This is a genomic window from Rhodococcoides trifolii, assembly GCF_014635345.1.
Taxonomy (GTDB): Bacteria; Actinomycetota; Actinomycetes; order Mycobacteriales; family Mycobacteriaceae; genus Rhodococcoides; species Rhodococcoides trifolii.
The window spans coordinates 479,093-499,377 of record NZ_BMCU01000003.1 but is presented as its reverse complement, the minus strand read 5'-3'; the positions used below and the strand labels follow the sequence as shown (position 1 = coordinate 499,377).

General features: G+C 66.1%; 23 protein-coding genes. 20 read left to right on the top strand and 3 right to left on the bottom strand.

The genetic code is table 11. The features are described 5' to 3' along the window. Window positions 1–83 precede the first annotated feature (83 nt). From IEW02_RS15600 to IEW02_RS15580, 5 genes are all read left to right on the top strand, one after another. Window positions 84–284 carry a hypothetical protein gene (locus IEW02_RS15600; protein ID WP_188545748.1) on the top strand — a complete coding sequence of 67 codons (201 nt, stop codon included), beginning with the start codon at window positions 84–86 and terminating at the stop codon, window positions 282–284. Between the two features lie 12 nt (window positions 285–296). Beyond that, window positions 297–1,697, top strand: coding sequence for an acyl-CoA synthetase (locus IEW02_RS15595; RefSeq protein WP_188545747.1), 1,401 nt, complete (start codon window positions 297–299; stop codon window positions 1,695–1,697). Between the two features lie 85 nt (window positions 1,698–1,782). Next, on the top strand, window positions 1,783–2,598 hold the full coding sequence (locus IEW02_RS15590) for a serine hydrolase family protein (RefSeq protein ID WP_188545746.1): 816 nt from the start codon (window positions 1,783–1,785) through the stop codon (window positions 2,596–2,598). 65 nt (window positions 2,599–2,663) lie between these two features. After that, on the top strand, window positions 2,664–4,055 hold the full coding sequence (locus tag IEW02_RS15585) for a purine-cytosine permease family protein (RefSeq protein WP_188545745.1): 1,392 nt from the start codon (window positions 2,664–2,666) through the stop codon (window positions 4,053–4,055). Next, window positions 4,052–4,495 carry a nucleoside deaminase gene (locus IEW02_RS15580; protein ID WP_188545744.1) on the top strand — a complete coding sequence of 148 codons (444 nt, stop codon included), beginning with the start codon at window positions 4,052–4,054 and terminating at the stop codon, window positions 4,493–4,495. Before IEW02_RS15585 ends, IEW02_RS15580 begins: the two co-directional genes overlap by 4 nt. A gap of 4 nt (window positions 4,496–4,499) precedes the next feature. Here IEW02_RS15580 and dapD read toward each other — a convergent pair whose 3' ends face one another. After that, entirely contained in the window at window positions 4,500–5,450 is a 951-nt protein-coding gene (gene dapD, locus IEW02_RS15575; RefSeq protein WP_188545743.1) for a 2,3,4,5-tetrahydropyridine-2,6-dicarboxylate N-succinyltransferase, read from the bottom strand. A 98-nt stretch (window positions 5,451–5,548) separates the two neighbouring features. Between dapD and IEW02_RS15570 the strand changes: the two genes are divergently transcribed. The 12 genes from IEW02_RS15570 to IEW02_RS15515 all read left to right on the top strand — a co-directional run bounded on the left by IEW02_RS15570 (window position 5,549) and on the right by IEW02_RS15515 (window position 15,799). Further along, the gene (locus tag IEW02_RS15570) at window positions 5,549–6,574 is read left to right on the top strand and encodes an iron-siderophore ABC transporter substrate-binding protein (RefSeq protein WP_188545742.1); all 1,026 of its coding nucleotides are present in this window, start codon (window positions 5,549–5,551) and stop codon (window positions 6,572–6,574) included. A 33-nt stretch (window positions 6,575–6,607) separates the two neighbouring features. Continuing rightward, complete coding sequence (locus IEW02_RS15565; protein ID WP_188545741.1) at window positions 6,608–7,540, top strand: SMP-30/gluconolactonase/LRE family protein; 933 nt, start codon at window positions 6,608–6,610, stop codon at window positions 7,538–7,540. Between the two features lie 10 nt (window positions 7,541–7,550). Beyond that, complete coding sequence (dapE, locus tag IEW02_RS15560; protein WP_188545740.1) at window positions 7,551–8,615, top strand: succinyl-diaminopimelate desuccinylase; 1,065 nt, start codon at window positions 7,551–7,553, stop codon at window positions 8,613–8,615. A gap of 15 nt (window positions 8,616–8,630) precedes the next feature. Next, a complete protein-coding gene (locus tag IEW02_RS15555; RefSeq protein ID WP_188545739.1) occupies window positions 8,631–9,407 on the top strand; it encodes an LOG family protein in 777 nt (258 codons plus the stop codon). Further along, a complete protein-coding gene (locus tag IEW02_RS15550; protein WP_188545738.1) occupies window positions 9,404–9,973 on the top strand; it encodes an LOG family protein in 570 nt (189 codons plus the stop codon). Before IEW02_RS15555 ends, IEW02_RS15550 begins: the two co-directional genes overlap by 4 nt. 58 nt (window positions 9,974–10,031) lie before the next feature. Continuing rightward, window positions 10,032–11,807 (top strand): long-chain-acyl-CoA synthetase, encoded by a 1,776-nt coding sequence (locus IEW02_RS15545; protein WP_188545737.1) that lies wholly within the window; start codon window positions 10,032–10,034, stop codon window positions 11,805–11,807. 19 nt (window positions 11,808–11,826) lie between these two features. Then, window positions 11,827–12,705 carry a dihydropteroate synthase gene (gene folP, locus IEW02_RS15540; RefSeq protein ID WP_188545736.1) on the top strand — a complete coding sequence of 293 codons (879 nt, stop codon included), beginning with the start codon at window positions 11,827–11,829 and terminating at the stop codon, window positions 12,703–12,705. Between the two features lie 11 nt (window positions 12,706–12,716). Continuing rightward, window positions 12,717–13,640: a glucosyl-3-phosphoglycerate synthase gene (locus IEW02_RS15535; protein ID WP_188545735.1), complete on the top strand. Its 924-nt coding sequence runs from the start codon at window positions 12,717–12,719 to the stop codon at window positions 13,638–13,640. Between the two features lie 27 nt (window positions 13,641–13,667). Continuing rightward, complete coding sequence (locus IEW02_RS15530; protein WP_188545734.1) at window positions 13,668–13,997, top strand: DivIVA domain-containing protein; 330 nt, start codon at window positions 13,668–13,670, stop codon at window positions 13,995–13,997. Beyond that, entirely contained in the window at window positions 13,994–14,569 is a 576-nt protein-coding gene (locus tag IEW02_RS15525; protein ID WP_308933188.1) for a DNA-3-methyladenine glycosylase I, read from the top strand. Before IEW02_RS15530 ends, IEW02_RS15525 begins: the two co-directional genes overlap by 4 nt. A 134-nt stretch (window positions 14,570–14,703) precedes the next feature. Next, complete coding sequence (locus tag IEW02_RS15520) at window positions 14,704–14,871, top strand: DUF3117 domain-containing protein (RefSeq protein WP_143768304.1); 168 nt, start codon at window positions 14,704–14,706, stop codon at window positions 14,869–14,871. Between the two features lie 76 nt (window positions 14,872–14,947). Continuing rightward, the gene (locus IEW02_RS15515; protein WP_188545733.1) at window positions 14,948–15,799 is read left to right on the top strand and encodes a methyltransferase domain-containing protein; all 852 of its coding nucleotides are present in this window, start codon (window positions 14,948–14,950) and stop codon (window positions 15,797–15,799) included. Between the two features lie 15 nt (window positions 15,800–15,814). Here IEW02_RS15515 and glgA read toward each other — a convergent pair whose 3' ends face one another. Continuing rightward, window positions 15,815–16,981 (bottom strand): glycogen synthase, encoded by a 1,167-nt coding sequence (glgA, locus tag IEW02_RS15510; protein WP_188545732.1) that lies wholly within the window; start codon window positions 16,979–16,981, stop codon window positions 15,815–15,817. Between the two features lie 78 nt (window positions 16,982–17,059). Here glgA and glgC point away from each other — a divergent pair, with 78 nt between their 5' ends. Further along, window positions 17,060–18,274, top strand: coding sequence for a glucose-1-phosphate adenylyltransferase (glgC, locus tag IEW02_RS15505; protein WP_188545731.1), 1,215 nt, complete (start codon window positions 17,060–17,062; stop codon window positions 18,272–18,274). 10 nt (window positions 18,275–18,284) lie between these two features. On the opposite strand, the gene IEW02_RS15500 is transcribed toward glgC, so the two are convergent. Further along, complete coding sequence (locus tag IEW02_RS15500; protein WP_188546155.1) at window positions 18,285–18,905, bottom strand: O-methyltransferase; 621 nt, start codon at window positions 18,903–18,905, stop codon at window positions 18,285–18,287. A gap of 260 nt (window positions 18,906–19,165) precedes the next feature. Here IEW02_RS15500 and sigE point away from each other — a divergent pair, with 260 nt between their 5' ends. Then, window positions 19,166–19,813, top strand: coding sequence for an RNA polymerase sigma factor SigE (gene sigE / locus IEW02_RS15495; RefSeq protein ID WP_229746066.1), 648 nt, complete (start codon window positions 19,166–19,168; stop codon window positions 19,811–19,813). Between the two features lie 77 nt (window positions 19,814–19,890). Further along, window positions 19,891–20,235: a hypothetical protein gene (locus IEW02_RS15490; RefSeq protein ID WP_188545730.1), complete on the top strand. Its 345-nt coding sequence runs from the start codon at window positions 19,891–19,893 to the stop codon at window positions 20,233–20,235. Window positions 20,236–20,285: the final 50 nt, after the last annotated feature.

Genomic DNA, 20,285 nt, shown 5'->3' with positions numbered 1-20,285 from the left:
TAGTGGCACACGCCGTGTGCGACAAGCCGTGTCGGAGGCCGGTGGTAGTACTGAGGGACATCGAGAGAGAGGACAGTGACACGATGAAGTGCAGAGACTGCGCCCGCGCCGTCGACCATTGCCACGGAACGCTGATCGTGCACGCGTCGAATGCCGTCGAATGCACCGAAGGCAATTGTGCGGAATTGCAATCGGTTCGCCACGTGTTCGTCGTCGACTGCTCCGCCGTTGCCGGTGGGTGCGAGTGCGTGGACGGCCCGGATCGCATCTTGCTGGCGTCGTGACACACTTCTGACGTGCTTCTCAGGTCTCTGAACTCGTACACCGTCGCCCGCGGGGACGACATTGCCGACGCGGTCACCATCGGCGACGACGTGCTTTCGCGCAGCGACATCCTCGGCGCGGCCACATCGGTGGCGGAACGCATCATGGGGGCGCAGCGGGTGGCCGTGCTCGCTCGCCCGACAGTCTCCACGGTCATCGCCGTCATCGGAGCGCTCATCGCCGGAGTTCCTGTGGTGCCGGTTCCGCCGGACTCCGGGCCTGCCGAGTTGGACCACATCCTGGCGGATTCCGGGGCGCAGGCCTGGCTGGGTGTGGCTCCGGAACACGACGGCGGCGTGCCGTCGGTCCCGGTCCGGCTTCATGCCCGATCGTGGCACAGCTATGCCGAACCTCCCGTCACCGCAACGGCTTTCGTTCTCTACACCTCCGGAACCACCGGCCCTCCGAAGGGCGTGCTGCTCAGTCGCGGTGCGATCGAGAACGGCCTCGACGCGCTTGCCGAAGCATGGGCGTGGACGGCCAACGACGTTCTCGTGCACGGACTCCCGCTCTATCACGTGCACGGTCTGATCCTCGGAATCCTCGGTCCGCTCCGCATCGGATCCCGCGTGATACACACCGTGAAGCCGACGCCCGAGAGCTACGCGGCGGCACCGGGGACGATCTACTTCGGAGTTCCCACCGTCTGGTCACGCATTGCCGACGATCCTGAGGCGGCCGGGCACCTGCGGGGTGCCCGGCTCTTGGTGTCCGGCAGCGCCGCACTCCCGGTTCCGGTGTTCGAGAAGCTGACCGAGTTGACCGGATTGGCGCCCATCGAGCGCTACGGCATGAGCGAAACGCTGATCACGATCAGTACGCGGGCGGACGGTGAACGACGCCCCGGCTGGGTCGGCGTACCGGTGCGTGGGGTCGAGACCCGGCTGCGTGACGAAGCAGGCAACGACGTGCCCCACGACGGCGAAAGCATCGGTGGGCTTCAGGTCCGTGGACCGATGACGTTCGAGGGTTACCTGAACAACGCCGACGCCACCGCGAAATCGACGACGCAGGACGGGTGGTTCGTCACCGGAGACGTGGCCGTCATCGGACCGGACGGGTTCCACCGCATCGTCGGACGCGAATCGACCGATCTGATCAAGACCGGCGGATTCAGGGTCGGTGCCGGTGAGGTGGAAACGGCGCTTCTCGGTCATCCCTCGGTGCGCGAGGTGGCGGTGGTCGGAGTACCGGACCCGGATCTCGGGCAAAGAATCGTCGCGTACGTCGTGGGGGAGGACGTGATCGAGAAGGACCTGATCGATCACGTCGCATCGCAACTGTCGGTGCACAAGCGGCCGCGAGAGATCAAGTCGGTCGAGTCACTTCCGCGCAATGCGATGGGTAAGGTGCAGAAGTCGCGCCTCGAGTGACTCGGTTCGCCAGATGTTCAATGTTCCATTACTTTGGAATTACTGCTGATGGTCAGCCGCACGAACCGCTCGGAGAGTCACCACGATGAGAAGAACATTCTCCGGAACACGGCGTCTCGCCGCAGTCGCGGCTCTGGTCGCACTTCTTCCGCTCGGTGCCGTCGCCACCGCGTCTGCGCAACCTGCGAGCGCGCGTCCGTTGCCCGCCGATTTCGCCGGAGTGCCCTCTCGGACGGCGCTGGTACTCGACTGCGCCGGCACGCGCATCGCCACACCGAATGCGGCCGAGAGCCGGCCCGGTCTCTCCGAAGTCAAGCTGTTCATCGTCGATTACGCCATCCGCCGAGGTGACGGCTCGGCCGGTGACCGCGACCTCGCGGCAGACATGATCACGTCGAGCGATGATTACGCCGCGTCGCAACTCGACCGTAAATACCCCTCGGCCATCGATTCGATCGCCGACGAGTACGGCCTGACGTCCACGTCGCGCGGGTCCTTCTGGGGCGACTCCTACACCAGTGCCGCAGATCTGGTTACGTTCCTCGAAGGTGTGAAGAGGCTGCACCCGGACAGCCCGATTCCCGGGTGGATGGCCGCAGCCACGCCCGTCGCATCCGACGGAACCGACCAGAACTGGGGAACCTCGCAGCTGATCGGCGTGCAGGGCACCAAATGGGGGTGGGCGGACGACATCTCCACCGCAGTGGCGTCGGCGTCCATCGGCCCCGGCTTCTCCGTCGCGGCAATCACTTTGGGTGGACCGAGCGATCAGAACGAGGACGTGCAGGCCGCGCTCGGCGGAGTCGATCTAGCCCGATCGCAGCCCACCGCGCCGGCGCTTCCCGAGTGGAAGCCCGGCGAGACGCTCGAACAGATCGTGCGCTCCATCCTCGGCAGCTAGACACACCAAGGCGAAACGCCCGTTTTCGGAGAGCGGTCTTCGCTCGCGTCGCCCATCATGATTCGATGAGCTCGATGGATACCGCCCACGGCGAGTACGGCACCCGCGTCATTGCAGTCGAGCCGGGTGGGAACGAACCCATTGCCGCTGAACATCGGCACGGTCGGCCGCGCCAGCTCTTCTGGACGTGGACTTCGCCCAACCTCGAGTTCGCGACCATCTTCGTCGGCGTTCTCTCGGTTGCCGTGTACGGCATGACATTCTGGCAGGCCGTGCTCGGACTCGCCGTAGGAACAGGCCTCGGCGCCGGAGCGCATTACGTGTTGTCCGCCCGCGGACCGCTGCACGGTGTTCCGCAGATGGTGCTCGGGCGCTTGGGCTTCGGATACCGCGGCAATGCGCTGCCGGCAGCATTCATGTCGATCATGTGCGGGGTGGGTTGGTTCGCCACCAACAGCGTCAGCGGTGCGTTCGCGCTGAGCACGTTGTTCGGGATCGGTCCTCTGCCGTCGCTCGTCATCGTCGTTCTCGCGCAGACGGCGTTCGCGTTCTTCGGCCACAACTTGGTGCAGGCGTTCGAGAAGTTCGCCTTCCCGGTTCTCGCCGTGGTCTTCGCCGTCACCGCGGTGGTCGTTCTGAGCAAGTCGGACCCCGGCGCTGCGGCCGTGCCCGACGGAGTAGGGGGAATGGGCGGGTTCCTGCTCACCGTCGGTACCGCCTTCGGATACGCCGCGGGCTGGACCCCGTACGCAGCCGACTACACCCGTTACCTCCCCGCCGACACGAACCGGCACCGCACCGGGCTTTTCGCGTCGGCCGGATTGTTCGTGTCGTGTGTGCTTCTCGAACTCGTCGGTGCCGCCTCGGTCACGATCGGTCCCGCGACGTCCGACAACCCGACGGATGCCTTCACTTCCAACCTTCCATCTCTGCTCGGAGATCTCACCCTGCTCGCCATCGCGATCGGTGCAGTGGCCGCTAACGCCCTGAACGTCTATTCCGGAGCGATGGCATTCACGACCATCGGGTTCACGTTGCCGGTGAAGACGCAACGCGCCGTGGTCGTCGTCGGATTCGGCGTCCTCGGTTTCCTCGTCGCCTGGTGGGCCCTCGCCGATGCCGCCGCGAGTTACGAGGCGTTCCTGCTGGTGGTGGCGTACTGGATCGGCCCGTGGCTCGGTGTCGTCCTGGTCGATCAGTATCTGCGACGGGGCAAGCCGATCGCCGGGTTGCTCTACGACAAGAGCTACTCGAACTGGGGTGGGTTCGCTGCGTTCGTGATCGCGCTGGTGGTGTCGGTTCTGTTGTTCTCGAATCAGGAACGGTTCGTTGGTTACGCGGTGCGAGCGGTCCCGGAGCTGGGCGACATCACCTTCTTCGTCGGGTTCGTCGTCGCTGCCACCGTATACGTCGCGATCGCGGGTAAGACCGTGTCAGGGCAGGAGTCCGCACGATGAACGAGCGGATGTTGGACGTGGCGGTGGACGAAGCTCGGGCGGGACTGCGCGAGGGCGGAATTCCTATCGGTGCCGCGCTTTTCGCCGCAGACGGCACCCTTCTCGGCCGAGGCCACAACCGTCGAGTGCAGAACGACGACCCGTCGATTCACGCCGAGACCGATGCCTTCCGTGATGCGGGCCGGCAGCGGGACTACCGGTCGACCACCATGGTCACCACTCTGGCCCCCTGTTGGTACTGCAGCGGTCTGGTCCGTCAGTTCGGCATCGGTTCGCTGGTGGTGGGGGAGAACCGGACCTTCGACGGTGGTCTCGACTGGTTGATTTCGGCCGGTGTCACGGTGACTGTGCTCGACGACGACAGGTGCGTCACCATGATGTCGGAATTCGTTGCAGCACAACCAATTCTGTGGAACGAGGACATCGGGGTTCCCGAATGAGGAACTAGTCGTTCTTGTGCAGCGCGGCGTTGAGCTCCACGCCGGTGCCCTTCCACGGAACCACCTCGACGGTGCCCGAAACGGAGTTGCGACGGAACAGCAGATTGCTGTTGCCGCTCAGTTCGGACGCCTTGATCACCGTGCCGTCCGGCCCGGTCACCTTGGTGCCGGCAGTGATGTACAGACCGGCCTCGACCACGCAGTCGTCGCCCAGCGAGATCCCGACGCCCGCGTTGGCGCCGAGGAGGCACCGTTCGCCGACGGAGATGACGGTCTTCCCGCCGCCGGACAACGTGCCCATGATCGACGCACCGCCGCCGACGTCGGAACCGTCGGCCACCACGACACCTGCCGAGATGCGTCCCTCGACCATGGAGTTGCCCAGCGTGCCGGCGTTGAAGTTCACGAATCCCTCGTGCATGACCGTCGTGCCGCTCGCGAGATGAGCGCCCAGGCGAACCCGGTCGGCGTCACCGATGCGGACGCCGGTCGGCACCACGTAGTCCACTAGGCGGGGGAACTTGTCGACGCTCAGCACGGTCACGTGACCGCGGGCGCGCAGCTTGGCGCGCGTGGCCTCGAAGCCCTCGACCGCGGCCGGTCCGAAGTTCGTCCACACGACGTTCGCCAACAACCCGAACTGGCCGTCCAAATTCACCCCGTGCGGCTCGACCAAGCGGTGCGAAAGCAGGTGCAGCCGGAGGTAGACATCGTGGGCATCGGTCGGGGCGTCCTCGAGCGAGACGATGGTGGTGCGGACGGCCACCTTCTCGAGGTCGCGCGCCTCGTCCGGTCCGACGAGATCGCGAAGCTCCGCGGGGATGTCGTCACCGTGCAGGCGAACGGTTCCCGCGTCGTCGAACGGTCCGAGTTCGGGCGACGGGTACCAGGTATCGAGGACTACCCCGCCCGTTGTCACGTGTGCAATGCCGACTGCCGATGCGCCTGTGGTCACGGGAGGTGATCTTAGGCTGGCGCGGACGCGGTGACCCGGTGGGGTAGTGGATCACTTAGGGTAGGCACAGCTTGGTCCACAACGAGAAACGAGTACGTATGCGCTCCGTCTTCCTGCGCCCCGCGATCGGCGCGGTCGCACTGATCCTGACCGCTGCCGCCCTCGGCGGGTGCAGCTCCACCGACGACGCCGCCGACGTGGACGCCACCGGTGTCGACGCCACCGCCACCGCCACCTCGGCATCGGACCAGTTCCCGGTCACGATCGGAGGCCTGTTCGGCGACGTCACCGTGGATACCCAGCCCGAACGCGTCGTCGCACTCGGTTGGGGAGACGCCGAGACCGCCCTCGCGTTGGGTGTGCAACCGATCGGTGCTTCGGACTGGCTCGACTTCGGCGGAAACGGGGTCGGTCCGTGGGCCGACAGCCTCTACCAGTCACCGCCGAAACTCATCGCCACCAACGAGCCCAGTATCGAGGAGGTCGCCGCACTCGAACCGGACCTGATCCTCGATACCCGTGCGTCCGGTGATCGGTCGCGCTACGACGCCCTGTCCGGTCTCGGAGTTCCGGTCGTCAGCGTGCCCAGCGACGGAGCGAACTACGTGACCACCTGGCAGCAGCAGCTCGACATCGTCGGCAAGGCGCTCGGGCTCAGCGACAAGGCTGCGGACCTCAAGTCGCAGCTGCAGTCGCAGTTCGACGCAGTCAGATCCGACAATCCGCAGTTCACCGGGAAGACGGTCGCGGTAGGCGCCAAGTTCGGCGGAACGTACGGCGCCTACGTCACAGGTGACGGCCGGGTCGACCTCATGACCGCCCTCGGATTCGTCAACAAGCCCGAACTCGACGCCCTCGCAACCGGCAGCTTCTACGTGCCGATCTCCAACGAGCAAGTCGTCGCATTCGATGCCGACCTGACAGTGATGTTCCCGATCGGTGCTCCGGCGTCGTCCATCACCGAGGACCCGGTCTACGCGGCGGTGCCGTCGGTGCGGGCCGGACACGACGTCGTGTTCGACGACACCACCCTCGCGAACGCATTCTCGAGCGGCACCACGCTCGGACTGTCCTACGCACTCGACACAGCTGTACCGCGATTCGCGGAGGCCCTGGCCCGCTGACGTTCCATGACGTCGGCTGGTAGACATCAGTACATGACACGCATACGCACACTGGCCTCGCTTGCGGCAACGGTGTTGGCTGCCGGACTGATTTCCGTACTGGCTCCCTCGTCTGCCGGTGCGGCCCCCGGCGTGTGCCCCGGTACCGGGCAGGCCCCCGTGCGAGTGGGACAGGTTCCCGGTGCGTCGCTCGAAGGTGTGGTCGTGGACCGATCCGGCCGCCTCTACACGACGGACCTCGTCAGCGGCCGCGTGTTCCGAATGGACTACCCCGGTGGTCCCGCCTACCCCATCGCCACGGTTCCCAGCGGCGGCGGTGGCGCACTCGCCTTCATGCCCGACGGTCGACTCCTCGTCGGGTACGGCGCCGACCCACGGGTGTTCGCCGGCGACGTCCTGCGTTCGGCGGGCATCGTCGCACTCGACGTCGACACCCTGGCCGTGACGCCCTTCGCATCCGGACTCAGTGCAGCCAACGGCTTGGCCGTGACACGGGACGGAACCGTGTACGCCACCAACGACTTCGCGAGCCTGATCGGGCAGGTGCTGCCGAACGGCGCGGTGAACCCGGCCTGGGCCAGTTTCCCTAGCGCCAACGGTGCGGCACTGAGCGCAGACGACCGCTACCTCTACGTCTCACGCAGTTTCGTGAACCCCGGTGTGTCTAGGATCCCGATCGCGAACCCCGGTGCGCCGGAATCGCTCGTGAACTTCGCCGGCCTCGACACCATCTCGATCGCGGACGGTCTGACCGTCGACGCCAACGGATCGGTCGTGGTTCCCACCGACATCACCGGCGACATTCTGCGCATCGACGCGCCTGGAACCTCCTGCACCATCGCGAGCGGACTGCCCCTGTCCAGCGTCATCACCTACGGCAACGGTGCGCAGGGATTTTCCGAGGGGCGGTTGTTCCGAGCCGGGTTCGACGGCGCGATCTACGAGATCCCCGGCGGTAGAACATAAACTCGACCCCGTGACACTGGATCTGCATGCCGACCCCATCGAACTGACGGCGGCGCTGGTCGACATCCCGAGCGTGAGCCGCGACGAAGCGGCGATCGCCGATGCCGTGGAATCGGCTCTGCGAGAACAGACTTCCGGGTTCGAGATCGTCCGGCACGGGCACTGCGTGCTGGCCAGAACCGACCGAGGTCTGCCCACGCGGGTCATGCTCGCGGGGCACCTCGACACCGTGCCGATCGCGGACAACGTCCCGTCCCGGCGGGACGGCGACACCCTGTACGGATGCGGAACCGTCGATATGAAGTCGGGTGACGCGGTGTTTCTGCACCTCGCCGCCACCGTGGCAGAACCGAACGCCGACATCACCCTCGTCTTTTACGACTGCGAGGAGATCGAGGCGTCCGCGAATGGACTCGGGCGTATCGAGCGCGAGCTGCCGGAGTGGTTGGCGGCGGACGTGGCCATCCTGGGGGAGCCTTCCGGAGGGTTCATCGAGGCGGGTTGTCAGGGGACCCTGCGTGTTCGTCTGACTGCGCACGGGACCCGAGCTCACTCGGCGCGATCGTGGCTCGGAGACAACGCGATTCACAAACTCGGTGCCGCGTTCGACCGACTCGCCGCCTACCGGCCGCGTTCGGTGGACATCGACGGGTGCGTCTATCGCGAAGGGTTGCAAGCGGTCCGGGTCAGCGGTGGAGTGGCGGGCAACGTCGTGCCGGACGAGGCGCAGGTCGACGTCAACTTCCGCTTCGCGCCCGACCGGACGGTCGACGCCGCGATCGAGCATGTTCGCACCGTCTTCGCCGGACTCGCGCTGGAGTTCGAGCTCACCGACAGCTCGCCGGGAGCACTGCCCGGTCTCACCGCGCCACCGGCCGCGGCTTTGATCGAGGCTGCAGGCGGACAGTTCCGCGCAAAGTACGGGTGGACCGACGTGTCCCGGTTCTCCGCGCTGGGCATCCCCGCTGTCAACTACGGCCCGGGCGATCCGAACCTCGCACACAAGCGAGACGAGCACGTGCCGGTGCAGCAGATCACGGACGCGACCGACGTGCTTCGGCGTTACCTGAGCTGACTAATCTCTAGACGCATGGGACCGCACTCGGATCGACCGACCACCAACTACCGCGGGCCGATTCTGGATCGTCGCCAGCGCGAGGAGACGACGACGGACCAGCGTCTGTTGGACTCGCGCGGGGCCAGCGATTGGCTGCACACCGACCCGTGGCGCGTGCTGCGGATTCAGAGCGAGTTCGTCGAAGGCTTCGGCGCCTTGGCCGAAATGCCCAGTGCTGTGACGGTATTCGGGTCGGCTCGGACACCGGTCGATTCCGACGAGTACGAGTTGGGGCGCCGGGTGGGCGGTGAGCTCGCAAAGGCGGGGTACGCGGTGATCACCGGCGGCGGCCCGGGGGCGATGGAAGCCGCCAACCGAGGGGCGAGCGAGGCGGGAGGCTTCTCCGTCGGCCTCGGCATCGAGTTGCCGTTCGAACAGGGCCTGAACGATTGGGTCGACCTGGGCGTCAACTTTCGATACTTCTTCGTGCGCAAGACGATGTTCGTGAAGTACTCGCAGGCGTTCGTCTGTCTGCCGGGCGGGTTCGGCACCCTCGACGAGCTGTTCGAGGCGCTGACCCTGGTCCAGACGCGGAAGGTGACACGCTTCCCGATCATCCTGTTGGGCACGGCCTACTGGAGTGGGCTGCTCGACTGGATCCGCGGGACGTTGGTCGAGAGCGGGAAGGTCTCGGCCACCGATGTCGACTTGCTGCAGTGCACCGACAGCGTCGAGGACGTGTTGGCGGCCATCTCCGCGTCGCGCCGTGAGGACGCCGACTCGGCGCGCGTCGAGGGTGATCCGTCGTGACCGCCCCCTGGACCATCTGCGTGTACTGCGCGTCCGGGCCCGTGGACCAGCAGTACCTCGACTTGGCCGCCGCGGTGGGAGAGGAGATCGGACGCCGCGGGTGGCAACTGGTGTCGGGAGGCGGAAACGTCTCGATGATGGGCGCGGTGGCCAGAGCGACCCGTGCGGCGGGCGGTCACACCATCGGCGTCATACCTACCGCGCTCGTGGACCGGGAGGTGGCGGACGTCGACGCGGACGAACTGGTCGTGACCGCCACGATGCGTGAACGCAAACAGATCATGGACGACCGCGCGGACGCCTTCATCACCCTGCCGGGCGGAATCGGAACTCTCGAAGAGCTGTTCGAGACGTGGACCTCCGGGTATCTGGGCATGCACGACAAGCCGGTGGTGATTCTCGACCCGACAGACCATTTCGCGCCGTTGTTCGGCTGGTTGCGATCATTGGCCGGAACCGGATTCGTGTCCGCGGCGTCCCTGGATCGCCTCGTGACGACCGGCGACGTGGGCGTCGCCCTCAACGCGTGTGGACCGGTGCGAACGGTGAACATTACCAATCAGTAAGGTAAGCACCGTCACAGCCGGCCCCGACATGGCCGGCTCGCCAGGGGAGGGAAACCGCATGGGTGCCGAGGCTCGTCACAAGGTCGGACTGCTGGAGATCGCCACAACGCTGCCGAGGATGACCACGGCTCTGCCGAGCGTGATCCGGGGAGTTCCCGGCTTGCTGCGCAAGCCGGACGACAAGGAATCCATCGGACACATCTTCCAGCGAGTCGCCGCCAAGACGCCGAACCACCCGTTCGTCCGGTTCGAAGGTGACACCTTGACGTACGGGCAGGCGAACAACCTGGTCAACCGCTACGCGAGCGTCCTCACCGATCGCGGTGTGCAGCGTGGCGACGTGGTCGGCGTGCTTGCCAAGAACTCCATGCGCACGCTCCTGGTCGCACTGGCCGCCGTCAAACTCGGCGCGACCGCGGGGATGCTGAACTTCAACCAGCGTGGCGAGGTTCTCGAGCACAGCCTCGGAATCCTCGATTCGCGGGTTCTGGTCGTCGACCCCGATTGCGTCGAGGCGCTCGAATCGCTGGACGAGGCGCTGCCCGAGAAAGTGATCCTGCACGCCGACGAACTGGACGAGAAGGCCGCGTCCGCGAGCGCCGAGAACCCCGCGGCGACCACGCAGATCAAGGCCAAGGAGAAGGCGTTCTACATCTTCACCTCCGGCACCACCGGGATGCCGAAAGCCAGCCTGATGAGCCACTTCCGGTGGCTCAAATCGATGTCCGGACTGGGCAGCATGGGTGTACGCCTGCGCAAGGACGACGTTCTCTACTGCTGCCTTCCGCTCTATCACAACAACGCCCTCACCGTGTCGCTGTCGTCGGTGCTGTCCTCGGGCGCAACGCTGGCCATCGGCAAGCAGTTCTCGGTGTCGAACTTCTGGAAGGACGTCCGGGAGAACGAAGCGACCGCGTTCACCTACATCGGCGAGCTCTGCCGCTACCTGCTGACCCAGGACGAGAAGCCGAACGACAAGGACAACACCATTCGCCTGATCGTCGGCAACGGCCTGCGTCCGGAGATCTGGAAGGAGTTCACCGGCCGGTTCGGCATCGAGCGAGTAGCCGAGTTCTACGGCGCCAGCGAGTGCAACATCGCGTTCATCAACGCCTTCAACATCGACCGCACAGCCGGTTTCTGCCCCCTGCCGTATGCCGTCGTGGAGTACGACGACGAGACGGGCAAGGCCAAGCGCGACGGCAAAGGACGCCTGCGGAAGGTCTCGACGGGTGATGTCGGCCTGCTGCTCTCGAAGATCACCGACCGAGCACCGTTCGACGGCTACTCGGACGAGGAGGCCACCAAGAAGAAGCTGCTCCAAGACGGGTTCGACGACGGCGACTGCTGGTTCGACACCGGAGACCTGGTGCGGCAGCAGGGCTTTCGTCACGTCGCGTTCGTGGACCGGCTGGGGGACACCTTCCGCTGGAAGGGCGAGAACGTAGCGACGACCCAGGTCGAGGGCACCCTCAACTCGCACCCCGACGTGGACCAGGCCGTCGTGTTCGGCGTCGACATTCCGAACGCCGACGGCAAGGCCGGCATGGCGGCGGTGACGCTGCGCAGCGGCAAGTCCTTCGACGGTCAGTCGTTCGCCGCGGCCGCCTACAAGTCGCTGCCGGGTTACGCGGTCCCGCTCTTCATCCGCGTCGTCGACTCGCTCGAAGCCACGTCGACCTTCAAGAGCAAGAAGGTCGAGCTCCGCAAGGTCGGGTACGACACGGACGCCGAAGGCGATCTCTACGTGCTCGAGGGCAAGTCGAAGGGTTACGTCCCCGCGTACGACGAGTACGTCGAGGCTGTGGGTGCCGGGAAGCTTCCCAAGAACTGAGCGCTGGCAAGCTGTTCGTATGACAGCTGTGACTCCGGCGGGCACGTTCTGCGGACGCCCGGTCGCCACCGACCGGGCGTTGGTGATGGCGATCGTCAACCGCACACCCGACTCCTTCTACGACGGCGGCGCCAACTTCACTGACGCCGCGGCCATGGCGTCGGTGCACCGAGCGGTCGACGAAGGCGCGGACGTCGTCGACATCGGCGGGGTCAAGGCCGGCCCTGGCGCGACGGTGGACGCGGGCGAGGAGTCTCGTCGTGTCGTGCCCTTCGTCGCCGCCATTCGCGCCGCCTATCCCGACCTCGTCATCAGCGTGGACACCTGGCGCGGTGAGGTGGCCCGGCAGGCGTGCGCGGAGGGCGCCGATCTGATCAACGACACCTGGGCGGGAGCGGACCCGACACTCGTTCAGGTGGCCGCCGAGGCGGGCGCGGGAATCGTCTGTTCGCACACCGGCGGAGCCGTACCCCGAACCAGGCCGCACCGCGTCCGCTACGACGACGTGGTCGCCGATGTCGTCTCGGAGGTGACGCGGGCGGCCCGTAATGCTGTCGAGCTCGGGGTGCGCCGCGACGGAATTCTCATCGATCCGACCCATGATTTCGGAAAAAACACCTTCCACGGGCTCGAACTGTTGCGTCGCGTCGACAGTCTTGTAAACACCGGATGGCCTGTCCTGATGGCGCTGAGCAACAAGGATTTCATCGGGGAGACTCTGGGTGTAGGACTCGCCGAACGGTTGGAGGGAACGTTGGCCGCAACAGCATTGGCTGCCGCACAGGGTGCACGGATGTTCCGCGTGCACGAGGTAGCGGCAACCAGACGGGTCGTGGACATGGTCGCAGCGATCGCCGGAACCAGGGCGCCCGCTCGAACGGTGCGAGGTCTCGCATGACACTTGCCGAGATGAGCCCCGCAACGAATCCGGACGTGAACTGTGTTCGTGAAGCGCGTCGGTGGGACGACCCGTGGTGGACGGTGGAAGAACTCGAACTGGCCAAGGGCACGCGCACCGTGTCGGTGGTGCTGCCCGCGTTGAACGAAGAAGACACCGTGGCGTCGGTGGTCGACTCGATCTCGCCGTTGGTGGGTCGAATCGTCGACGAGCTCATCGTTCTGGACTCCGGATCGACGGACCGCACGGCCACGCGTGCGCGCGCTGCCGGTGCTCGCGTGGTCTCGCGGGAAGAAGCCGTCCCCGAGGTGGCTCCCGCGCCGGGCAAGGGTGAGGTGCTGTGGCGATCGCTCGCCGCAACGACGGGGGATGTGGTGGCGTTCGTCGACTCCGACCTCATCGACCCCGACCCGCTGTTCGTGCCCAAGCTTCTGGGTCCGATGCTGACCGGCGACGGGATCGAGCTGGTGAAGGCGTACTACCGTCGTCCGCTCGCCGGATCGTCGGAGGCGCACGGGGGAGGCCGGGTCACCGAGTTGGTCGCGCGCCCCCTTCTCGCTGCACTCCGTCCGGAGCTCGGGCAGATCATCCAGCCCCTCGGCGGCGAGTACGCCGGGACGCGAGAGCTTCTGACCTCGGTTCCGTTCGCCCCCGGATACGGAGTCGAGATCGGCCTGTTGATGGACACGTACGACAAACTCGGAATCGGTGCGATCGGACAGGTGAACCTGGGGGTGCGCAAGCACCGCAACCGTCCTCTGGTCGAGCTCGGTGCGATGAGCCGGCAGATCGTGGGGACCATGCTCAGCCGGGCGGGGATCGACGACTCGGGCGCCGGACTCACGCAGTTCGTGCTGGACGGCAACGGTTTCGTCCCGTCGGTCACCGAGGTCTCGCTCCTCGACCGGCCACCGATGAAGACGCTGCGCCCCTGACGAGAGTGTGCGTGACAAGATCGACGCATGCTGACGGTCCTGACCTACGTCGTCGTGATCGCCGTGGTGGCGGCAGTTCTGTTCTTCGTCGCCTCCGCGGTGTTCGGGCGCGGTGAAGAACTCGAACCGCTTCCGAAGGGCACGACGGCCACGGCGCTGCCGGCGTCCGGGGTCACCGGTCGTGATGTTCGCGCACTGAAGTTCCAGGTCGATCTGCGGGGGTACGACTCCACCGAGGTGGACTGGGCCCTGGACCGGGTGGCCACGGAGATCGACTCCCTGCGCATCAGGCTCCGTGATCTCGAGGCGCGAATGGGCCCCGAGATCACGGAGGACAACGAGGACGCGCATCCGTGACCGTCGACGATCGGGTGCGGTGCTCGTGGGCGCAGGGGTCGGGAGGACCGGCCGACGAGCTATACCGGGAGTACCACGACACGGAGTGGGGACGGGCGGTTCACGGACGGGATGCGCTGTTCGAGCGACTGTGTCTCGAAGCGTTTCAGTCCGGCCTGGCCTGGATCACGATTCTGCGCAAGAGGGAGTCCTTTCGTGCCGCGTTCGACGGCTTCGATCCCGACACGATTGCCGGTTACACCGACGCGGACAGAGAGCGGTTGATGGCGGACGTGTCCATCGTGCGCAACCGCGCGAAGATCGACGCAGTCGTATCCAATGCTCGGGCGGTGCTGGACCTGGGCGGCACCGATCTCGACACGCTGCTGTGGTCGTTTGCCCCCGAGCCGGCACCGCCCCGCCCGGCGACGGGAAACGACGTACCCGCGATCACCGCCGAATCCACCGCAATGGCAAAGGAACTCAAGCGTCGGGGGTTTCGTTTCGTCGGACCCACCACCGCGTACGCGTTGATGCAGGCGACGGGAATGGTCGACGACCACATCGCCGATTGTTGGGTCCCGCGGCACTGAACCGGCAGTCCGATTCCCGCCTCGAGCGGGGATAGGGAAGAATGGACGAAGGACCTCGTCGCGCGTCGGCGGGAGAGAAATGAGCAACAGTCGAGGCGCAGAGCAGGTTCGCGCAGATCTGGAGGTAGCAGCGAATGGCGGCCATGAAGCCCCGGACCGGGGACGGTCCCCTCGAGGCAACCAAAGAAGGACGAGGAATCGTCATGAGGGTTCCACTCGAGGGTGGAGGACGTCTGGTCGTCGAACTGACACCCGAAGAGGCAGCAGCACTGGGCGACGAACTGAAGGGCGTGACCGGCTGACGGTACGTCCGATCGACAACACCCCACCGACCGTTCGCGGTCGGTGGGGTTTGTTCTTCGCCGAGCTCGGTGACGCGTGTTAGCCGACGCGGTGGACCTGCTCGCGTGCCCGCACTGCGGCGCCGGTCTCGAACTCGACACCCCTGAATCGACGGCAGCCGAACTCGTCTGCGAGCGCGGGCACACCTTCGACGTGGCCAGGCAGGGATACGTCAGCCTGCTCCCGGGCTCGGCGGGCAAGATCGTGGGCGATTCGGCGGACATGGTGGCCGCGCGCGGCGACTTCCTGGATTCCGGACACTACGACCCGCTGATGAGTGCGGTCGCCGACGCCGTCGCCGAGTCGCCCGCAGTGGGCCGAGTACTCGACGTGGGGGTCGGCACCGGTCACTATCTGGCGCGGATCCTCGACACCTCGACGGAGACGACCGGACTCGGTATCGACGTGTCGAAGGCTGCTGCGCGTCGGGCGGCCAGGGCGCACCCACGTATCGCGTCGGTCGTGGCCGACGTGTGGCAGCAGCTACCGGTCCGGGCCGGGGTGATCGACGTGGTCACGTCGGTGTTCTCCCCGCGCAACACGGCGGAACTGCGCCGAGTTCTGCGCGACGACGGGCGCCTCGTGGTGCTGACACCGACCGAGCATCACCTCGAAGAACTGGTGGGCGCTCTCGGCCTGGTGCGCGTGGACTCCGAGAAGAACCGACGCCTCGGTGATTCCATGGCCGGGGTCTTCGAACGCGTCTCCCGCCGACCCGTGACCTTCACGGTGTCGATGGACCACCGGGCGATCGAGGGTGTCGTGGCGATGGGACCGTCCGCGCGCCACATTTCACCCGCGGAGCGGTCCGATCAAATTCGCTCCCTGCCCGACCCGTTCGCCGTGACGGTCTCGGTGGTCATCGGGGTCTACGTAGTAGTCCGGTGAATCGACAAGTGTGAATCAGCGCTGAGCTGCTTCGTACACCTCGACGGTTTGCTGCGCGATCGATTCCCAGGAGAACTCCGATACCGCCCGCTCGCGCCCTGCGACGCCCATCTTCGTGGCTGTGCTCGTGTCCGCGGCGAGCGAGTTGACGGCGTCGGCGAGATCGTGTTCGAAGGCCGCGGTGTCGGATTCGCCGTAATGGACCAGGGTGCCGGTGCTGCCGTCCACGACCACCTCGGGGATACCGCCCACGTCGGACGCCACGACCGCGGTTTCGCAGGCCATGGCTTCGAGGTTGACGATTCCGAGCGGTTCGTACACCGACGGGCACACGAACACCGTTGCTGCCGAAAGGATTTCGCGAACCTGTTCCGTGGGTAGCATTTCCCGGACCCAGAAGACGTTGCCGCGCTTGTCGGACAGCTCGGCGACGGCCCGTTCGGTCTCGGCCGCGATCTCGGGGGTGTCGGGGGCGCCGGCGCACAGCACCAGCTGGATCGACGGATCGAAATCGTGTGCCGCGGCCACGAGGTGACCGACACCCTTCTGCCGGGTGATCCTCCCGACGAACGCGACGATCGGCGCCGACGGATCGACGCCGATCTTCTGCAGGGACGACGCGGACGGGTCGGCGGGGCCGCCCGCGTGCCACACCTCGGTGTCGATTCCGTTGCGCACCACATGAACTCGGCCGGGATCGATGTTCGGATAGCAGTCCAGCACATCGAGCTTCATGCCGTCGCTGACCGCGATGACGGCGTCGGCGTATTCCATCGCGTTGCGCTCGGACCACGACGAGATGCGGTAACCACCGCCGAGCTGTTCGGCCTTCCACGGCCGGCGCGGCTCGAGCGAATGTGCGGTGAGAACGTGGGGAACGCCGAACAATTCGCCGGCGAGGTGGCCTGCGAGCCCGGTGTACCAAGTGTGTGAATGCACCACGTCGGCGCCGTCCGCGGCCGCGGCCATCCTCAGCTCGGTCGACAGCGTGACGAGCGCGGAGTTCGCGCCCTCGAGCGCCGGGTCCGGTTGGTGCACGGTGGCGGTGTCACGGGGGGCGCCCATGCAATGCACGTCGACTTCGCAGAGATTCCGAAGGCGGTCGACCAGTTGGGTAACGTGAACTCCCGCACCGCCATAGATCTCGGGCGGGTATTCCTTGGTCATCATGGCAACTCGCATGGGTAGAAACGTAACGCTTCACAGGCTCTGTTGGGCTATATCCGACGCGGGCCGCTCGAAACGGATAGGTTGTGAGATGTGAGGACCCAGCCGCATGTGCTCGGAATCGTGCTCGCCGGAGGCGAGGGCAAACGCCTGTATCCGATGACGGCGGACCGGGCAAAACCCGCAGTCCCCTTCGGTGGCGCTTACCGGTTGATCGATTTCGTACTGAGCAATCTCGTCAACGCCGGATATCTACGATTGTGTGTGCTGACGCAGTACAAGTCGCACTCGTTGGACCGGCACATCTCCCAGACGTGGAGACTGTCCGGCTTCGGTGGTGAATACATCACTCCGGTTCCTGCGCAGCAGCGTCTCGGACCGCGGTGGTACACCGGCAGCGCAGACGCCATCTTCCAGTCGATGAACCTGGTGTACGACGAGGACCCCGAGTACATCGTGGTGTTCGGTGCCGATCACGTGTACCGGATGGACCCGGAGCAGATGGTGCAGCAGCACATCGACTCCGGCGCAGGAGTCACGGTGGCGGGTATCCGCGTTCCCCGTGAGGAAGCGTCGGCGTTCGGGTGCATCGATTCCGATGCGTCGGGCAACATCACGCAGTTTCTCGAGAAGCCGTCGGACCCGCCGGGCACTCCGGACGACCCCACCATGACGTTCGCGTCCATGGGCAATTACGTGTTCACCACGAAGGTTCTGATCGACACCATTCGTGCCGATTCGGAGAACACCGATTCCGATCACGACATGGGCGGCAACATCATTCCCGCTCTCGTCGACGCGGGAATGGCGTCGGTGTACGACTTCAAGGACAACATCGTTCCGGGTGCTACCGAGCGGGACAAGGGCTACTGGCGTGACGTCGGAACCCTCGACGCGTTCTACGACGCGCACATGGACCTGGTGTCGGTGCACCCGATCTTCAACCTCTACAACAAGCGGTGGCCCATACGCGGTGCCGCGGAGAACCTCGCGCCCGCGAAGTTCGTGCAGGGTGGCCTCGCTCAGGAGTCGATCGTCGGTGCGGGATCCATTCTCTCCGCGGCCACGGTCCGCAATTCGGTACTGAGCTCGTCGGTCATGATCGACGCCGGCGCGACGGTCGAGGGCAGCGTCATCATGCCCGGAGTGCGCATCGGCAAGAACGCGGTCGTCCGCAACGCCATCCTGGACAAGAACGTCGTGGTCGGTGACGGTGAAATCATCGGTGTCGACCTCGAGCGCGACAAGGAACGGTTCGCCGTGTCCGCCGGTGGAGTCGTCGCCGTCGGCAAGGGCATCTGGATCTAGCCCCTCGGAATCAGCCCTCGTTCACGCGCGACGCGCAGAGCAGGCCGTCGCCCAGGGGTAGCAGCACCGGCGTCAACCGCTCGTCCTCGGCGATCAGCCGTGCGGCGGCGCGGACGGCGACGGTGGCTGCGTCCCGCTGCGACGCATCGGCCACCCGCCCGCCGAGGAGTGCGCCGTGCAGGATCAGCGCGCCGCCGGGCCGAAGCAACCGCACGCCCTCGGTCACGAACGCCACGTGGTCGCGCGGCGAGGTGTCGACGAAAACCAGGTCGTAGCCCGCATCCGCGAGTCGCGGCAGCACGTCGGATGCGCGGCCGTTGATGAGTCGGGTCCTCGAGGCGCTGATGCCGCCGGCCTTGAATGCTTCCCGCGCCGCCCGCTGGTGTTCGGGTTCGGAGTCGATCGTGGTGAGCACCCCGTCGCTGCGCATGCCGTCCAGCAGCCACAGCCCGCTCACGCCCGCGCCGGTTCCCACCTCGACGACGGTACGAGCGCCGAGCATCTGAGCGAACATCGACAGGACGGCGCCGACAGCCGGGGGGACGGGCGACGCACCGAGGTCGACGGCCCGTTCGCGCGCGGCGACGAGGACGTCGTCCTCGACGACGGAGTTCTCGGCATAGGACAGCATCTTCTCGGCGTCGGCAGGCACGTCACGAGGCTATCGCGCTGCTCGGCAAGATTCTCAGGGCACGCTCAGCTTGCTCATACTTCGGCCACATCATGGTCGGACATGATCGGTGACATCGCGATCAGGCGAGACGTTGACCGTCTCCGAGTACCAGCAGCGTCAGGAACAAACCGGTTTTTCCTACGGTTGTACCGGGTATTGCTTCACCCTCGGGCCACGGACCATCAGCGGCCTTCGAGTAGGAGGAACCACCGATCCACATGATCAATGCCCCCCGCGATCACGCAGAACTGCCCGCGCCCGTCACCGCAACCCAGTCACCCGACACCGACGATCTGTCCGGCACGGCAGTCTTCGACGCCACCGGTGATCAGTCCGCCATGCCGACGTGGGACGACCTCGTCCGCGAGCACGGCGATCGTGTCTACCGTCTTGCTTACCGCCTGTCCGGCAATGCGCAGGACGCAGAAGATCTCACGCAGGACACCTTCATCCGTGTGTTCCGTTCGCTGCAGAACTACCAGCCGGGAACGTTCGAGGGCTGGCTGCACCGCATCACCACCAACCTGTTTCTCGACATGGTCCGTCGCCGCAACCGCATCCGGATGGAGGCGCTGCCGGAGGACTACGACAGAGTTCCGTCCGATCGGCCCGACCCCGAGCAGATCTACCACGACGCGCGTCTCGACCCCGAACTGCAGGCCGCGCTCGACTCGTTGGCCCCGGAGTTCCGCGCCGCCATCGTGCTCTGCGACATCGAAGGCCTGTCGTACGAGGAGATCGGTGCGACCCTCGGTGTGAAGCTCGGGACCGTCCGCAGCCGCATCCACCGCGGACGTCAAGCCCTGCGTGATCACCTCGCCGCTCATCAGGGCGTCCAGGATCGCGCGTCGTACGTCGCACGCTGACCCCGACGCGGCGGTACATTCGTAGTGGACCGCGGTGACGGATCGTCTCGCGCCGGATTCGATCGGAGGAGGAGTGAATGACACAGGCACGCAAACCTCGTCAGTTCAGCCCTACCGAGCATCTGGCGAGTGAGGCCGTTGCGGCCTACGTCGACGGCGAGCTGCGCATGAACGCCTACCTGCGCGCCGCTCACCACGTGTCCGAGTGCCCTTCGTGTGCGGCCGAGGTCGATGCACAGCAGCAGGCACGGGGTGTCCTGCGGGCGTCCGCGGAAGTCTCGATGCCGCATTCGCTCCTCGGCGTGCTCAATCAGATTCCACATTGCACCCCGCACAATTCCGGCGACCGCGCGCTCGGCGATCCCACGTCGAGGTTGCATGGACTCGGCTCCGTCGTGAGTGCGCGATTCCGCCGCAAGTAGAGTCGGCTCAGGGCGTGTTTCGACGCCGACACTGCGGATGAGGGAGTACG